We start from the raw sequence: 14,038 nt of genomic DNA on the forward strand, positions 1-14,038 counted from the left end.
TCGTAAAGATTAACGTTTTGAGAACTGAGGTGCACGACGAGCGCCGCGTAAACCTGGTTTTTTACGCTCTTTCATACGAGAATCACGAGTTAATAGACCTGCAGCTTTTAAAGCTGGACGGAAGTCTGGATCAACTTGTAATAATGCACGAGCGATACCGTGACGGATTGCTCCAGCTTGACCTGTGAATCCACCACCGTTTACGTTAACGTGAACGTCATAAGAACCTTTAGTTTCTGTAGCTACTAATGGTTGGTTGATAATTAAGTGTAAAGTTTCGTATGGTAGGTAATCTGCAATTTCACGATTGTTGATTACTACTTTACCTTCGCCTGGTACTAAACGTACGCGAGCAGTTGAGCTTTTACGGCGACCTGTGCCGATGTATTGTACTTGTGCCAAAGTTATTTCCTCCTATTATAGTTTATTAACCACGTAGCTCGTAAGCTTCTGGTTTTTGTGCAGCATGTGGATGTTCAGAACCAGTGTAAACGTTCAGTTTAGTGAACATTTGACGACCTAAAGAGTTCTTTGGAAGCATACCTTTAATTGCTAACTCAAGCATTTGAGTTGGGTATTTTTCCTTCATTTCACCAGCTGTACGTTGTTTTAATCCACCAGCGAATTGAGTGTGACGGTAGTAAATTTTCTTTTGTAATTTGTTACCTGTTAACTCAATTTTATCAGCGTTGATGATGATCACATGATCTCCTGTATCAACGTTTGGTGTGAATGTTGGTTTATGTTTACCACGTAAGATAGAAGCTACTTCAGAAGCTAAACGACCTAATGTTTGGCCTTCTGCGTCAACTACTAACCATTTACGTTCTACTTCTTGACCTTTAGCCATGAAAGTTGTGCGCATGTTTGTATCCTCCTAATCGATATGAATTACCGTTATTTTTCATTATATACACTATATAAGTTTCGGGGCTTATTATTGTGGTGGTAATGAAAATACCATACATCATCATATAATGTATCGCGTTTAAAGTCAAGATATTTAATTGAACACCTGGAGAGGTTGTTAATCCTTTTTAAATGGCTGTTTCTCTCGTATTTTCGGAAAATCGTACAAAATTTTTTTAAAAAATATATAAATTATTCATAAAAAACTTGTTCCAAATATAGACCGTTAGCTGGGGCAGTTTTACCTGCAAGGGAACGATCCTTTGAAGCAACCACTTGGGGTAACGAACCTACTTCCCTTTTCCCTGTGCCGACTTCCCATAACGTACCCGCTATAATCCGGACCATATTGTACAGGAAGCCATTCCCGCTTATTGTCATATGTAATTCCTCATCATGCCAATTAAGCTCTAATGCATTAACTATACGCACCTTATCAACCACACTTGTATTCGCCGCGCAAAAACAGCTAAAATCATGCTTTCCTATAATAGCTTGAGCCGCACCCCGCATTGCTTCAATATCGGGTTTTACCCCATTAGTCTCTACTGCATAATGACGTCTAAATGGACTTTGAATCATGCTGCAATCCCAAATGTACCGGTAACGCTTTCCTAGTACATCATAGCGTGCATGAAAATCATCCTTTACTTGCTCTACTTGCATTACTCGAATATCACGTGGTAACTGCACATTTAATGCCTTTTGATATTTTTCTAGCGGTATGGATAAAGGTGTATCGAAGTGAATCACTTGGCCTGTTGCATGGACACGCGCATCCGTACGTCCACTGGCTGTAATTTTCACCTGATTTCCTTTATGCATGATAGCTAATACTTTTTCAATTTCAAGCTGTACTGTACGTTCTCCAGGCTGAACTTGATAACCAGCAAATGACGTACCATCATAGCTTATTGTTGCTTTTAATCTGACCATTTCAATACCCCTCTTAACCTCGTAGCATCCACAGCAGGACCGCCATTATTACTAGCGCGACTAAAATAATCGTATCTTTTGCATGCCATTTCAACAAACGATACTTCGTACGACCTTCGCCTCCGCGATAGCCACGTACTTCCATGGCCGTAGCAAGATCTTCTGCCCGTTTAAATGCGCTAATAAACAGCGGCACTAGCAATGGTACCACGGCCTTTAGACGGTCTTTAATCGGTCCCGCACTTAAATCTGAACCTCGCGCCATTTGTGCTTTCATAATTTTATCTGTTTCATCCATTAATGTGGGAATGAAACGCAGTGAAATAGACATCATAAGTGCTAGCTCATGCACAGGGAGCTTCAACTTCTTAAATGGGTTTAACAGTACCTCTAAGCCATCTGTAATGGAAATAGGCGAAGTTGTTAGCGTTAAGATGGATGTCATAAAGACGAGCATTAAAAAGCGCAGTGAAATATATACACCTTGGCGCAGACCTTCTTCATAAATTTTCATAAAGCCAAGGTCAATGAGTACAGGGCCTTCTCTCGTCATAAATAAATGCAATATGAGTGTAAAAAGCATTAAAAATATAACCGGCTTTAATCCATTAATTAAAAAGTAAAGCCGAATTTTTGAAAGCAAAATTACAATTAAGGTAAAAGCTAATAATATTCCGTACGTTAACGTATTATTGGCCAAAAAGACAACAATAATAAATGCAAATACAAAGAGCAGCTTTGAGCGTGGGTCAAGCATATGAACAAATGAATTCCCCGGAATATATCGACCAAAAATCATTTTTTCCATCATTGTCCTTCACGCTCCTTAGGAATCGCTTGTCCGATTTCAAATGCAAGCTCTTCTTCAGTTAAGCAAACTTTTGATAATGATTTCTCCATCATTTTCTCAACTTGCCGCTGGAAACGGACAATGCGTGGTGGTTCTAGACGAAATTGTGCAAGTGTTCGGCTGTCACCGAAGATTTCTCTTGGATTGCCATTTAACACACATCGACCTTCATGCATGATGGCAATTGAATCCGCATAACGTGCTGCATCTTCCATACTATGTGTAACAAGAATTGTTGTTAAGCCTCGTTGTTTATGTAACTCATAAAATAAGTCCATAATCTCCTTTTGCCCTCGAGGGTCAAGACCAGCAGTTGGTTCATCCAAAACAACTACTTCAGGATCCATTGCTAAAACCCCTGCAATTGCTACTCGACGCATTTGTCCCCCTGACAAATCGAACGGAGATTTTTCGAGAATATCCTCAGGCAGCCCTACAAGCGAGATTAATTCACGTGCACGCTTTTCCGCTTCTTCCTCTGAAACACCGAAATTCATCGGACCAAACATAATATCCTTTAATACGGTTTCCTCGAATAGCTGATGCTCCGGGAATTGAAAGACAATTCCAACCTTCTGCCGTACGGATTTCAAATCTTTCGCCTTTTTTCCAGCTTCAATTAATCGGTCTCCGATTTTCACCGTACCACTCGATGGCTTTAGTAGACCATTAAAATGAAGGAGTATTGTTGATTTACCTGATCCTGTATGTCCGATGATTGCCTGAAATGTTCCACTTTTAATTGTTAAGTCAACCTCATGTAAAGCTTGTTTTTCAAATGGAGTGCCTTTTGCATAGGCATAGCTTACTTGTTGAAGTTGGATGTCCATAAATCATTCACCAGCTCTTCTTCTGTCATATGTTGCCCTACAAGCTGTACTCCCTGTGCTTGTAGTAGCTTAGTCATCTTCATGGCAAAAGGCATATCCAGACCAAACTGCAGCAGTTTATCTCCTAATGAAAAAATTTCTGCAGGTGTACCTTCTTCATACTTCTTACCATCATTCATAAAAATTATACGATCCGCCAAAAGTGCCTCTTCCAAATCATGCGTAATTGCCAAAACAGTTAAGTCAATTTCTTTTCTTAATGTTTCAACGAGCGTCAATACTTCTTCACGACCTTGAGGATCCAACATCGAAGTCGCTTCATCCAATATTAGAATTTGAGGATGCATAGCTAAAGCCCCTGCAATCGCTACACGCTGCTTCTGTCCTCCTGATAAATGATGTGGCTCATGATTAATGAACGCCTCCATTTTAACTTGTTGAAGTGCATCCTGTACCCGCTGAACCATCTCTTTATGCGGTACACCGTTATTTTCAAGAGAGAAAGCTACATCATCCTGCACAGTAGCCCCAACGAACTGATTATCTGGGTTTTGAAAGACAATCCCAATTTGCGAACGTATGTCCCATAGGTTTTCTTCTGTTAGAATATTATGTTTTATGCGGACTTCCCCTTGCTGAGGTAATAGTAAGCCGCTCATTAATTTTGCCATTGTCGACTTTCCAGAACCATTGTGTCCAACTATTGTAATCCATTCACCTTTGTTAATTGCAAAAGAGACATCCTCTACAGCATTTCGTGCATTTGGTTCATCGGGCGTATATGAAAATGTTACATGATTAAATGATAAAATCTCATTCATACTCAGCTATTCTCCCCTTTGCATTGAATGTATTACACATATATAAATATGTAGTTTAAATTTCCCAGGAAATTATACATATATAAAAATAAAGCACGTTCTCAAACAAGTTCAGCTTAATGCCACCTATTTAAACGTACTTTATGTTTGCATATGTATGAGGAATGTAGGGGCTCAATCCTAGTATTCCATAAATAAAAAAGCGCGCACCTCATTCAGAGAAATGCGCTTGTCGTTACATTTACAAAATTTACGGGTGCTCAAGCCCGAAAATTCATTGAATGAGGTGCGGAGAGCTAAACGAGACGCCAGTAGTTGACTACTCCGCTCATCATAACGCTCAGCTTAATTATTGTCGTATAAAATCACAAAACCTATGAAAAAAGAGGGGTGCATGGGTTCAACCGGTGAACCGGACACCCCTCTTCACCTATTTCGTTAGAATTAAACTAATTCGATAACTACTACTGGTGCGCCGTCTCCACGACGAGGACCTACTTTAAGAATACGAGTGTAACCACCTTGACGCTCCGCATAACGAGGTGCGATATCATCAAATAATTTTTGAAGTGCGAAAACAGTTTTTTCTTCTTCGCCTTCTCCAACTGTTACTAACTCACGACGGATGAATGCTGCCGCTTGACGACGAGCGTGTAAATCACCGCGTTTACCTAAAGTAATCATTTTCTCAACTGCTTTACGAGTTTCTTTAGCGCGCGCTTCAGTTGTTTCGATGCGCTCGTTGATGATTAAATCAGTAGCTAAGTCGCGTAGTAATGCTTTACGTTGAGAACTTGTACGACCAAGTTTTCTGTAACCCATGGACGTTTCCCTCCTTTTAAATATATCTGATCTAGCTAAATTTTATAATTTTTCGCTTAGTCTTCTTTACGTAATCCTAAACCAAGCTCTTCTAACTTATGCTTAACTTCTTCAAGAGACTTACGACCAAGATTACGTACTTTCATCATATCGTCTTCAGACTTATTAGCTAACTCTAATACCGTGTTGATACCAGCGCGCTTTAAGCAGTTGTAAGAACGAACAGAAAGATCAAGTTCTTCGATAGTCATCTCTAATACTTTTTCTTTTTGATCTTCTTCTTTTTCGACCATGATTTCAGCAGTTTGTGCCTCGTTCGTCATGCCTACGAAGATATTTAAGTGTTCAGTTAAAATTTTCGCTCCAAGTGAAATCGCCTCTTTAGGACCGATGCTTCCATCTGTCCATACATCAAGTGATAACTTGTCGTAGTCAGAATTTTGTCCAACACGAGTGTTCTCTACTTGGAAGTTGACGCGTGAAACTGGAGTGTAAATAGAGTCGATCGGGATCACGCCGATAGGAAGATCCTCACGTTTGTTTTGATCAGCAGGAGTATAACCACGGCCACGTTGTGCGTACATACGCATACGTAAATGACCGTTTTTTGCGATTGTTGCGATATATAAATCTGGGTTTAATATTTCTACATCACTGTCATGTGTAATGTCAGCTGCAGTAACCGTTCCGTCACCCTTCACATCTATCTCAATGACTTTTTCTTCGTCCGAGTAGATTTTTAAAGCTAGCTTTTTCACGTTTAAGATAATTGAAGCAACATCTTCTACAACGCCTTCTACAGTTGAGAATTCGTGTAGTACGCCGTCAATTTGAATTGACGTTACAGCAGCTCCAGGTAATGAAGACAGAAGGATACGACGTAAAGAATTTCCCAAAGTATTACCATAACCACGTTCAAGCGGTTCTACAACAAACTTGCCGTATTTGGCATCTTCGCTAATCTCCACTGTTTCAATCTTTGGTTTTTCAATTTCGATCATTCCAATTTACCCTCCTTCAAAACATCTAATGTATAGGTTCTTATCATCATAGTTGTTAATCTAAGATAGACTAAAAAATGCACAAGACTTTTGTACAAAGTAACATGATGTACATAGAAGTACAAAATTATACTTCTAAGCTGCACCCATTACACGCGACGACGTTTTGGCGGACGGCAACCGTTATGTGGAACTGGAGTAACGTCTTTAATAGCAGTTACTTCTAATCCAGCAGCTTGAAGTGCACGAACTGCAGCTTCACGACCAGAACCAGGACCTTTAACTGTTACTTCAATGTTTTTTAAACCATGTTCCATTGAAGTTTTAGCAGCTGTTTCAGCAGCCATTTGAGCTGCGAATGGAGTTGATTTACGTGAACCACGGAAACCTAAAGCACCAGCTGAAGACCAAGATAATGCGTTACCTTGCATATCAGTGATCGTTACGATTGTATTGTTGAATGTAGAACGGATGTGAGCAACACCAGATTCGATGTTCTTTTTCACACGACGTTTACGAGTTTGTTGTTTACGAGCCATGTTAAGAAGGAACCTCCTTTACTTAATTATTTTTTCTTGTTCGCTACAGTTTTACGAGGACCTTTACGCGTACGCGCATTGTTTTTCGTATTTTGACCACGAACAGGTAAACCACGACGGTGACGGATACCACGGTTTGAAGCGATTTCCATTAAACGTTTGATGTTTAAAGAAACTTCACGACGTAAGTCACCTTCTGTTTTGTATGAATCTAATTGTTCACGAATTTGGTTTAATTGATCTTCTGTTAAGTCTTTAACGCGAGTATTTTCGTCAATACCTGCACCTGCTAATACTTTTTGAGAAGTAGTTTTACCAATACCGTAAATGTAAGTTAATGAAATTACAACGCGTTTGTCGCGAGGAATATCAACACCAGCAATACGTGCCATTCGTTAGTGCACCTCCTTGATTAATTATCCTTGTTTTTGTTTGTGTTTAGGATTTTCACAGATTACCATTACTTTACCGCGTCGGCGAATTACTTTACATTTTTCGCAGATCGGTTTCACAGATGGTCTCACTTTCATCTAACCTAACCTCCTTAATAGTCCGGAGTGCAAAAGATTATTTAAAACGGTATGTGATACGACCGCGAGTTAAATCATAAGGAGATAACTCAATAGTAACCTTATCTCCAGGTAGGATACGGATAAAGTGCATACGGATCTTTCCAGAAACGTGTGCTAGCACAGTGTGCCCATTTTCTAATTCTACCTTAAACATCGCGTTTGGCAAAGTCTCAACAACTGTCCCTTCGACTTCAATTACATCGTCTTTCGCCATCTTCTCGTCTCCCTTCTATATGCTAATATCAAAAAACTCATGCGAGCTCTTGCAACTGTTTCTCCTGATTAAGAAGCAACTCGTTCCAACATATGTTTTGGATTGCATGAGAGATGTACAATAAGACGCTCGTCTGGTTTCGCTTCACACAATCCATGGAAACAGTCCTTATAATAAGGAACCGCATCCCTTATGTTAACACGATAGCCGGAATGTCTTGATGAGAGATTCATACCCGTTACACAGATGCTTCCACGAAACCCATTATACGTTACAAAGATGTCATCACACGAATTTTGTGCTCAACCCTTATAGTATATACCGGGCACAATATGCTTTTGCAACTCTCAAAAAATTATGTTTCGTTGTTGCCTCCGCATGAATACCGCGGAAGCTGTCTAGCGCCCGGACGGATATCAGCTGCGGCTGCCCTGCAATAGAGCATCAAGATCAGCAAATACTTTAGAAATTTCTTGCTGTCCATTAATATTTTTAAGTACACCCTTTGCTTCATAAAAATCAAGTAAAGGTTGTGCTTGGTTCATATTTACTTCCAGACGGTTTGCAACAGTTTCAGGATTATCATCCGCACGTGTATATAATTCGCCGCCATCTTTATCACATTTGCCTTCCTCTTTTGGAGGATTGAACACTAAATGATACGATGTACCACAAGTCTTACATATACGACGTCCACTTAAACGTGCGATTAATTCTTCTTTTTCAACTTGAACATTAATTGTATGCTCAACTGGACGACCTAATTCATCAAGAATGCTATCTAAAGCTTCTGCTTGAGGAACTGTACGTGGGAATCCATCTAATAAGAATCCTTTTTCGCAGTCATGTTGTGAAAGACGTTCACGAACAATACCAATCGTTACTTCATCCGGCACTAATGCGCCTTGATCCATAAACGATTTTGCCTTTAAACCTAATTCAGTACCTTCTTTAATAGCGGCACGGAACATATCGCCTGTAGAAATATGAGGGATTGCGTACTTCTCAACAATTTTGTCAGCCTGAGTACCTTTACCGGCACCTGGAAGACCCATTAAAACGATATTCATACGTAATGTTCCCCTTTACAACATAAGCCGGCAAGGAAACGTAAATGTTTCCTAAACCTGCATTATTTCATAAATCCTTTATAATGGCGTTTTACTAATTGAGACTCTAACTGTTTCATCGTTTCAAGTGCAACACCAACTACGATAATCATACTTGTTCCCCCGATTTGAGCCGAAGCTGGCAGGTTCATAAAGTTGATGAATAAAATTGGCATGATTGAAATGACTACTAAGAATAGAGCACCAACAAATGTTAAACGATAAAGAACTTTTGTTAAGTAAGCTTGTGTGTCATTTCCTGGGCGAATACCCGGAATATAAGCACCTTGCTTTTTCAAGTTATCTGCCACATTTTCCGGATTCACTTGAATGAATGCATAGAAGTATGTGAAGGCGATAATTAACGCAACATAGATAATCATCCCAATAGGTTTAGTATAGTCAAACGCATTAGTGATGAATGCAGTTACATTATTATCTCCAAAGAATGTTGCTAAAGTTTGTGGAGTAACAATAAACGCTATTGCAAAGATTACCGGAATAACCCCTGCAGCATTTACTTTTAACGGTAAATGCGTTTGCTGTGCTCCTACTTTAGGTGAATTCCCAGCAACTCGTTTTGCATATTGAATTGGAATTTTACGCAACGCTTGTTGAATATATATAACTCCAACTACAACAGCTAGTAGCACTAAAACTAGTAAAGCTAAGATAGCAATATTAATAAATAATTGATCTCCAGCTCCATCAATTTGTTGTGCATACACTTGGTTTACTGCGTTAGGAATCGCAGCTACGATACCAGCGAAGATAATGATTGAAATACCATTACCAACACCATATGCAGTAATTTGTTCAGATAACCACAATAGGAATGCTGTACCTGCTGTTAACACGACAGAAATCGTTAAGTACGATTGAATACTAGTATCCGTAATCAATGATCCTCCATAAAATTGGTTAAAACCAAAACTCATAGCGAAAGATTGAATAAATGCTAGTACAATTGTGAAGTAACGAGTGAATTGAGCCAACTTGCGTCGACCTACATCACCTTGTTTCGCCCATTCTGCAAACTTAGGAACGACATCCATTTGAAGTAACTGGACAATGATTGAAGCAGTAATGTATGGCATAATCCCCATCGCAAAGATAGAGAAGTTTGCTAATGCACCACCGCCAAACGTATTAAGGAAACCTACTAAGCTGAACTCATCAGTTGCCTTTAATACATCTGCGTTAACATTTGGTACCGGGATGAATGTCCCGATACGAAAAATGATTAACATTAATAGTGTGAAGATGATTTTATTTCGTATATCTCGAACGCGCATAAAGTTAGAGATTGTCTGAAACATTAGATCACCTCAGTTGTTCCGCCAGCGTTCTCAATTGCTTCTTTTGCAGAAGCAGAGAATTTGTGAGCTTTAACATTAAGCTTAACGCTTAACGTACCATGACCTAGAATCTTGATTCCAGCTTTTTCATTGCTCACGATACCAGTTTCTAGTAATAATGCAGGTGTTACTTCTGCACCATCTTCAAAACGGTTTAACGCATCAAGGTTAACGATCGCGTATTCTTTACGATTAATGTTCGTAAAGCCACGTTTAGGTAAACGACGGAAAAGTGGGTTTTGACCCCCCTCAAATCCTGGGCGAACGCCGCCGCCAGAACGAGCGTTTTGACCTTTATGACCTCTACCAGAAGTTTTACCGTTACCAGAACCGATACCACGACCAACGCGGTTACGTACTTTACGTGAACCTTCTGCTGGTTTTAACTCATGAAGTTTCATTTGGGTGGCACCTCCTTGTTCGTATAATTGAAATTAAATTTCTTTAACAGTAACTAAGTGAGCTACTTTTGTAATCATCCCGCGGATAGCAGCATTATCTGCTTGTTCCACAGTTTGGTTTAATTTACGTAATCCTAAAGCCTCAACAACTTTACGTTGGTTTGGTTTAGTACCGATGACAGATTTATTAAGGGTAATTTGTAATTTAGCCATTATAATTCCCCCCCTTATCCTAATAACTCTTCCACTGATTTACCGCGTAGTTTTGCTACATCTTCTACACGCTTTAATTCAGTTAAACCTGCTACAGTTGCACGCACCATGTTAATTGGTGTGTTTGAACCAAGAGATTTTGAAAGAATATCAGTAATACCAGCTAGTTCTAGTACGGCACGTACTGGACCACCAGCGATAACTCCTGTACCAGGAGCTGCAGGTTTAATTAAGATTGAACCTGCACCGAAGCGACCTTGCACTAAGTGTGGAGTAGTTCCACCCACGCGTGGTACTTCGATTAAGTTTTTCTTCGCGTCTTCAACAGCCTTACGGATTGCATCTGGAACCTCTTGGGCTTTACCAGTACCAAATCCTACATGACCATTTTTATCTCCTACTACTACTAGAGCAGAGAAGCGGAAGCGACGACCACCTTTAACAACTTTAGCAACACGGTTAATTGTAACTACGCGTTCTTCAAGTTCTAATTTGTTTGCGTCAATGCGACTCATGAAGTATGTCCCTCCTTCTTATTAAAATTCTAAGCCGTTTTCACGTGCAGCTTCTGCTAAAGCTTTTACACGTCCGTGATATAAGTAACCGCTACGGTCAAATACTACTGTAGTAATATTTTTTTCAGCAGCGCGTTTAGCGATTGTTTCACCGATTTTAGCAGCAGCCTCAATGTTTGCGCTCATACCTTCGAAAGCTTTTTCTTGAGTATTAGCAGAAACTAAAGTTACGCCAGCTACGTCGTCGATTAGTTGTGCATAAATGTTCTTGTTAGAACGGAATACGTTTAAACGTGGACGTTGTGCAGTACCCGAAATTTTAGAACGAACACGCCCATGACGTTTTTTACGAACTTGATTTTTATCTTGTTTCGTAATCACAGTGGTCACTCCTTTCAATTATTAATGCGATTTAAGCCGCATTATTTACCTGTTTTACCTTCTTTACGACGAACGAATTCGCCTTCGTAACGAATACCTTTACCTTTGTACGGCTCTGGTGGACGAACGTCACGAATGTTAGATGCTAATGCACCAACACGCTCTTTAGAAATACCTTTTACGATGATCTTAGTGTTCGAAGGAACTTCGACCTCTAAACCTTCTTCAGGTGTGAACTCTACTGGATGAGAGTAACCTACGTTCAATACAAGCTTGTTGCCTTGTAATTGTGCACGGTAACCTACACCGATAAGTTCTAGAGAACGAGTGAATCCTTCAGAAACACCAGTTACCATATTAGCTAATAACGCACGAGTTGTACCGTGGTTAGTACGGTGTTCTTTAGAATCAGAAGGACGAACTACAGAAAGAATGTTGCCTTCTTGCTCGATTTTCATATCTTGGTTGAATTGACGAGTTAATTCGCCTTTTGGACCTTTAACAGTAACAACGTTGTCAGTACCGACTTCGACCGTTACGTTTGCAGGTACCTCGATAACTTTTTTACCTACGCGAGACATTTATATTGCACCTCCGTTCTTTTCTTACTAATTACCAAATGTATGCTAAGATTTCTCCGCCAACTTGTTTAGCGCGAGCTTCTTTGTCAGTTAATAAACCGTTTGAAGTAGATACTAAAGCGATACCAAGACCGTTTAATACTTTAGGTACTTCGTTTGTTTTAGCATATACACGTAAACCTGGTTTAGAAATACGTTTAAGACCAGTAATAACACGCTCGTTCTCTTTACCATATTTTAAGAAAATACGGATGATACCTTGCTTGTTGTCTTCTACATATTCTACATCACGTACGAAACCTTCACGCTTTAAAATTTCAGCGATCTCTTTCTTTACGTTAGAAGCAGGAACTTCTAACTTCTCGTGACGTACCATGTTCGCATTACGAATGCGTGTAAGCATATCTGCAATCGGATCAGTCATTGTCATGAAAATTTACCTCCTTCCCAAATTAGGGGATTACCAGCTGGCTTTTTTAACGCCAGGAATTTGTCCCTTATATGCAAGTTCACGGAAACAAATACGGCAAAGTTTAAATTTGCGGTATACAGAGTGTGGACGGCCACAGCGTTCACAACGTGTATATTCTTGAACTTTAAATTTTTGCGTGCGTTGTTGTTTAACGATCATTGATTTTTTTGCCACGTCTTCGCCCTCCTTATTTTATTACTTTTGGAACGGCATACCGAACTGTGTTAATAACTCGCGAGCTTCTTCGTCAGAATTCGCAGTAGTTACGATCACGATGTCCATACCGCGTACTTTTGAAACTTTATCGTAATCGATTTCTGGGAAAATTAACTGCTCTTTAACACCTAATGTATAGTTACCGCGACCGTCGAATGCTTTTTTAGAAACACCACGGAAGTCACGTACACGTGGAAGTGCAACAGAAATTAATTTATCCAGGAATTCATACATACGCTCACCGCGTAATGTAACTTTAGCACCGATCGCTTGACCTTCACGTAAACGGAAACCTGCGATAGATTTTTTCGCTTTAGTTACAACTGGTTTTTGACCAGTGATTGTTGTTAATTCTTCAACAGCTACATCAAGAGCTTTAGAGTTTTGAACTGCGTCACCAACACCCATGTTGATTACGATTTTGTCTACTTTAGGCACTTGCATTACTGACTTATATTCGAACTTGCTCATAAGAGCAGGTGATACTTCATTTAAATACTTTTCTTTTAGGCGGCTCATGTGTGTACCTCCCTTCTCATTTTACTTATTAGTCGATTACTACACCTGATTTTTTTGCAACACGAACTTTTTTGCCATCTTTGATCTCAATACCTACACGAGTCGGCTCGCCAGATTTAGGATCGATTAGCATTACGTTCGAAACGTGGATTGCAGCTTCTTGAGATACAATTCCACCTTGTGGGTTAAGTTGGTTAGGTTTAACGTGTTTCTTAACGATGTTTACACCTTCAACAAGAACGCGGTCTTGTTTAGGGAAAGCAGCTAAGATTACGCCTTCTTTACCTTTGTCTTTACCAGTAATTACTTTTACTTTGTCGCCCTTTTTAACATGCATTATGTGTCGCACCTCCTTGATTGGTACTGTCATGAAATTAAAGAACTTCTGGAGCTAAAGAAACGATTTTCATGAAGTTGCCATCACGTAATTCACGTGCAACTGGTCCGAAAATACGAGTTCCGCGTGGTGATTTATCATCTTTGATAATTACGCAAGCATTCTCATCAAACTTAATGTAAGTACCGTCTTTACGACGTGCACCTGATTTTGTGCGAACGATAACAGCCTTAACAACGTCGCCTTTCTTGACAACGCCACCTGGTGTTGCTTTCTTAACTGTACAAACAACGATATCACCGATGTTAGCAGTTTTACGTCCAGAACCACCAAGAACTTTAATTGTTAAAACTTCACGTGCACCTGAGTTGTCAGCAACTTTCATACGACTTTCTTGTTGAATCACTTAGGTTACCTCCCTTCGGAAATTTTATTTTATTCC

24 protein-coding genes are annotated in these 14,038 nt (G+C 39.7%); all 24 read right to left on the bottom strand.

The window, feature by feature from the left end:
• Positions 1-9 precede the first annotated feature (9 nt).
• Positions 10-402, bottom strand: a complete 393-nt coding sequence (rpsI, locus tag NYE67_RS19630; RefSeq protein ID WP_191701174.1) for a 30S ribosomal protein S9 — start codon at positions 400-402, stop codon at positions 10-12.
• A 25-nt stretch (positions 403-427) separates the two neighbouring features.
• A complete protein-coding gene (rplM, locus tag NYE67_RS19635; protein WP_191701173.1) occupies positions 428-865 on the bottom strand; it encodes a 50S ribosomal protein L13 in 438 nt (145 codons plus the stop codon).
• Positions 866-1,101: 236 nt separating this feature from the next.
• The gene (truA, locus tag NYE67_RS19640) at positions 1,102-1,845 is read right to left on the bottom strand and encodes a tRNA pseudouridine(38-40) synthase TruA (protein WP_340730836.1); all 744 of its coding nucleotides are present in this window, start codon (positions 1,843-1,845) and stop codon (positions 1,102-1,104) included.
• Between the two features lie 13 nt (positions 1,846-1,858).
• Positions 1,859-2,656 carry an energy-coupling factor transporter transmembrane component T family protein gene (locus NYE67_RS19645; RefSeq protein ID WP_340726481.1) on the bottom strand — a complete coding sequence of 266 codons (798 nt, stop codon included), beginning with the start codon at positions 2,654-2,656 and terminating at the stop codon, positions 1,859-1,861.
• Positions 2,653-3,525, bottom strand: a complete 873-nt coding sequence (locus NYE67_RS19650; RefSeq protein WP_340730837.1) for an energy-coupling factor ABC transporter ATP-binding protein — start codon at positions 3,523-3,525, stop codon at positions 2,653-2,655. Before NYE67_RS19650 ends, NYE67_RS19645 begins: the two co-directional genes overlap by 4 nt.
• A complete protein-coding gene (locus NYE67_RS19655; RefSeq protein WP_191701169.1) occupies positions 3,501-4,346 on the bottom strand; it encodes an energy-coupling factor ABC transporter ATP-binding protein in 846 nt (281 codons plus the stop codon). Before NYE67_RS19655 ends, NYE67_RS19650 begins: the two co-directional genes overlap by 25 nt.
• A gap of 444 nt (positions 4,347-4,790) precedes the next feature.
• Positions 4,791-5,168 (bottom strand): 50S ribosomal protein L17, encoded by a 378-nt coding sequence (gene rplQ / locus NYE67_RS19660; RefSeq protein ID WP_008406715.1) that lies wholly within the window; start codon positions 5,166-5,168, stop codon positions 4,791-4,793.
• Between the two features lie 56 nt (positions 5,169-5,224).
• Positions 5,225-6,169 carry a DNA-directed RNA polymerase subunit alpha gene (locus NYE67_RS19665; protein ID WP_008406717.1) on the bottom strand — a complete coding sequence of 315 codons (945 nt, stop codon included), beginning with the start codon at positions 6,167-6,169 and terminating at the stop codon, positions 5,225-5,227.
• A gap of 149 nt (positions 6,170-6,318) precedes the next feature.
• Complete coding sequence (gene rpsK / locus NYE67_RS19670) at positions 6,319-6,708, bottom strand: 30S ribosomal protein S11 (protein WP_008406718.1); 390 nt, start codon at positions 6,706-6,708, stop codon at positions 6,319-6,321.
• Between the two features lie 26 nt (positions 6,709-6,734).
• Positions 6,735-7,100, bottom strand: coding sequence for a 30S ribosomal protein S13 (gene rpsM, locus NYE67_RS19675; protein ID WP_008406720.1), 366 nt, complete (start codon positions 7,098-7,100; stop codon positions 6,735-6,737).
• Between the two features lie 24 nt (positions 7,101-7,124).
• The gene (gene rpmJ / locus NYE67_RS19680; RefSeq protein ID WP_000868344.1) at positions 7,125-7,238 is read right to left on the bottom strand and encodes a 50S ribosomal protein L36; all 114 of its coding nucleotides are present in this window, start codon (positions 7,236-7,238) and stop codon (positions 7,125-7,127) included.
• Between the two features lie 37 nt (positions 7,239-7,275).
• Positions 7,276-7,494, bottom strand: coding sequence for a translation initiation factor IF-1 (gene infA, locus NYE67_RS19685; RefSeq protein WP_016839390.1), 219 nt, complete (start codon positions 7,492-7,494; stop codon positions 7,276-7,278).
• Between the two features lie 416 nt (positions 7,495-7,910).
• On the bottom strand, positions 7,911-8,564 hold the full coding sequence (locus NYE67_RS19690) for an adenylate kinase (RefSeq protein WP_340730838.1): 654 nt from the start codon (positions 8,562-8,564) through the stop codon (positions 7,911-7,913).
• A gap of 62 nt (positions 8,565-8,626) precedes the next feature.
• Positions 8,627-9,922 (bottom strand): preprotein translocase subunit SecY, encoded by a 1,296-nt coding sequence (secY, locus tag NYE67_RS19695; RefSeq protein ID WP_191701167.1) that lies wholly within the window; start codon positions 9,920-9,922, stop codon positions 8,627-8,629.
• The gene (gene rplO / locus NYE67_RS19700) at positions 9,922-10,362 is read right to left on the bottom strand and encodes a 50S ribosomal protein L15 (protein ID WP_191701166.1); all 441 of its coding nucleotides are present in this window, start codon (positions 10,360-10,362) and stop codon (positions 9,922-9,924) included. The genes secY and rplO overlap by 1 nt, the downstream gene beginning before the upstream one ends.
• 33 nt (positions 10,363-10,395) lie before the next feature.
• A complete protein-coding gene (gene rpmD / locus NYE67_RS19705) occupies positions 10,396-10,575 on the bottom strand; it encodes a 50S ribosomal protein L30 (protein ID WP_008406936.1) in 180 nt (59 codons plus the stop codon).
• 14 nt (positions 10,576-10,589) lie between these two features.
• The gene (gene rpsE / locus NYE67_RS19710; RefSeq protein WP_191701165.1) at positions 10,590-11,090 is read right to left on the bottom strand and encodes a 30S ribosomal protein S5; all 501 of its coding nucleotides are present in this window, start codon (positions 11,088-11,090) and stop codon (positions 10,590-10,592) included.
• Positions 11,091-11,111: 21 nt separating this feature from the next.
• Positions 11,112-11,471 (bottom strand): 50S ribosomal protein L18, encoded by a 360-nt coding sequence (gene rplR / locus NYE67_RS19715; RefSeq protein ID WP_191704081.1) that lies wholly within the window; start codon positions 11,469-11,471, stop codon positions 11,112-11,114.
• A 41-nt stretch (positions 11,472-11,512) separates the two neighbouring features.
• The gene (rplF, locus tag NYE67_RS19720) at positions 11,513-12,052 is read right to left on the bottom strand and encodes a 50S ribosomal protein L6 (protein WP_340730839.1); all 540 of its coding nucleotides are present in this window, start codon (positions 12,050-12,052) and stop codon (positions 11,513-11,515) included.
• 31 nt (positions 12,053-12,083) lie between these two features.
• Positions 12,084-12,482, bottom strand: coding sequence for a 30S ribosomal protein S8 (gene rpsH / locus NYE67_RS19725; protein ID WP_008406947.1), 399 nt, complete (start codon positions 12,480-12,482; stop codon positions 12,084-12,086).
• Positions 12,483-12,512: 30 nt separating this feature from the next.
• The gene (gene rpsN, locus NYE67_RS19730) at positions 12,513-12,698 is read right to left on the bottom strand and encodes a 30S ribosomal protein S14 (protein WP_008406949.1); all 186 of its coding nucleotides are present in this window, start codon (positions 12,696-12,698) and stop codon (positions 12,513-12,515) included.
• Between the two features lie 21 nt (positions 12,699-12,719).
• The gene (gene rplE / locus NYE67_RS19735; RefSeq protein WP_191701162.1) at positions 12,720-13,259 is read right to left on the bottom strand and encodes a 50S ribosomal protein L5; all 540 of its coding nucleotides are present in this window, start codon (positions 13,257-13,259) and stop codon (positions 12,720-12,722) included.
• 28 nt (positions 13,260-13,287) lie between these two features.
• On the bottom strand, positions 13,288-13,596 hold the full coding sequence (gene rplX / locus NYE67_RS19740) for a 50S ribosomal protein L24 (RefSeq protein ID WP_191701161.1): 309 nt from the start codon (positions 13,594-13,596) through the stop codon (positions 13,288-13,290).
• A gap of 37 nt (positions 13,597-13,633) precedes the next feature.
• The gene (gene rplN / locus NYE67_RS19745; RefSeq protein WP_008406955.1) at positions 13,634-14,002 is read right to left on the bottom strand and encodes a 50S ribosomal protein L14; all 369 of its coding nucleotides are present in this window, start codon (positions 14,000-14,002) and stop codon (positions 13,634-13,636) included.
• Between the last annotated feature and the right edge of the window lie 36 nt (positions 14,003-14,038).

This window comes from Solibacillus sp. FSL W8-0474 (assembly GCF_038004065.1).
GTDB classification, from domain to species: Bacteria; Bacillota; Bacilli; order Bacillales_A; family Planococcaceae; genus Solibacillus; species Solibacillus faecavium.

What these genes read in the sequence shown, in the direction of transcription:
- rplM (WP_191701173.1), bottom strand. Translation starts at nt 865, where the DNA reads ATGCGCACAACTTTCATGGCTAAAGGTCAAGAAGTAGAACGTAAATGG.
- truA (WP_340730836.1), bottom strand. Translation starts at nt 1,845, where the DNA reads ATGGTCAGATTAAAAGCAACAATAAGCTATGATGGTACGTCATTTGCT.
- NYE67_RS19645 (WP_340726481.1), bottom strand. Translation starts at nt 2,656, where the DNA reads ATGATGGAAAAAATGATTTTTGGTCGATATATTCCGGGGAATTCATTT.
- NYE67_RS19650 (WP_340730837.1), bottom strand. Translation starts at nt 3,525, where the DNA reads ATGGACATCCAACTTCAACAAGTAAGCTATGCCTATGCAAAAGGCACT.
- NYE67_RS19655 (WP_191701169.1), bottom strand. Translation starts at nt 4,346, where the DNA reads ATGAATGAGATTTTATCATTTAATCATGTAACATTTTCATATACGCCC.
- rplQ (WP_008406715.1), bottom strand. Translation starts at nt 5,168, where the DNA reads ATGGGTTACAGAAAACTTGGTCGTACAAGTTCTCAACGTAAAGCATTA.
- NYE67_RS19665 (WP_008406717.1), bottom strand. Translation starts at nt 6,169, where the DNA reads ATGATCGAAATTGAAAAACCAAAGATTGAAACAGTGGAGATTAGCGAA.
- rpsK (WP_008406718.1), bottom strand. Translation starts at nt 6,708, where the DNA reads ATGGCTCGTAAACAACAAACTCGTAAACGTCGTGTGAAAAAGAACATC.
- rpsM (WP_008406720.1), bottom strand. Translation starts at nt 7,100, where the DNA reads ATGGCACGTATTGCTGGTGTTGATATTCCTCGCGACAAACGCGTTGTA.
- rpmJ (WP_000868344.1), bottom strand. Translation starts at nt 7,238, where the DNA reads ATGAAAGTGAGACCATCTGTGAAACCGATCTGCGAAAAATGTAAAGTA.
- infA (WP_016839390.1), bottom strand. Translation starts at nt 7,494, where the DNA reads ATGGCGAAAGACGATGTAATTGAAGTCGAAGGGACAGTTGTTGAGACT.
- NYE67_RS19690 (WP_340730838.1), bottom strand. Translation starts at nt 8,564, where the DNA reads ATGAATATCGTTTTAATGGGTCTTCCAGGTGCCGGTAAAGGTACTCAG.
- secY (WP_191701167.1), bottom strand. Translation starts at nt 9,922, where the DNA reads ATGTTTCAGACAATCTCTAACTTTATGCGCGTTCGAGATATACGAAAT.
- rplO (WP_191701166.1), bottom strand. Translation starts at nt 10,362, where the DNA reads ATGAAACTTCATGAGTTAAAACCAGCAGAAGGTTCACGTAAAGTACGT.
- rpmD (WP_008406936.1), bottom strand. Translation starts at nt 10,575, where the DNA reads ATGGCTAAATTACAAATTACCCTTAATAAATCTGTCATCGGTACTAAA.
- rpsE (WP_191701165.1), bottom strand. Translation starts at nt 11,090, where the DNA reads ATGAGTCGCATTGACGCAAACAAATTAGAACTTGAAGAACGCGTAGTT.
- rplF (WP_340730839.1), bottom strand. Translation starts at nt 12,052, where the DNA reads ATGTCTCGCGTAGGTAAAAAAGTTATCGAGGTACCTGCAAACGTAACG.
- rpsH (WP_008406947.1), bottom strand. Translation starts at nt 12,482, where the DNA reads ATGACAATGACTGATCCGATTGCAGATATGCTTACACGCATTCGTAAT.
- rplE (WP_191701162.1), bottom strand. Translation starts at nt 13,259, where the DNA reads ATGAGCCGCCTAAAAGAAAAGTATTTAAATGAAGTATCACCTGCTCTT.
- rplX (WP_191701161.1), bottom strand. Translation starts at nt 13,596, where the DNA reads ATGCATGTTAAAAAGGGCGACAAAGTAAAAGTAATTACTGGTAAAGAC.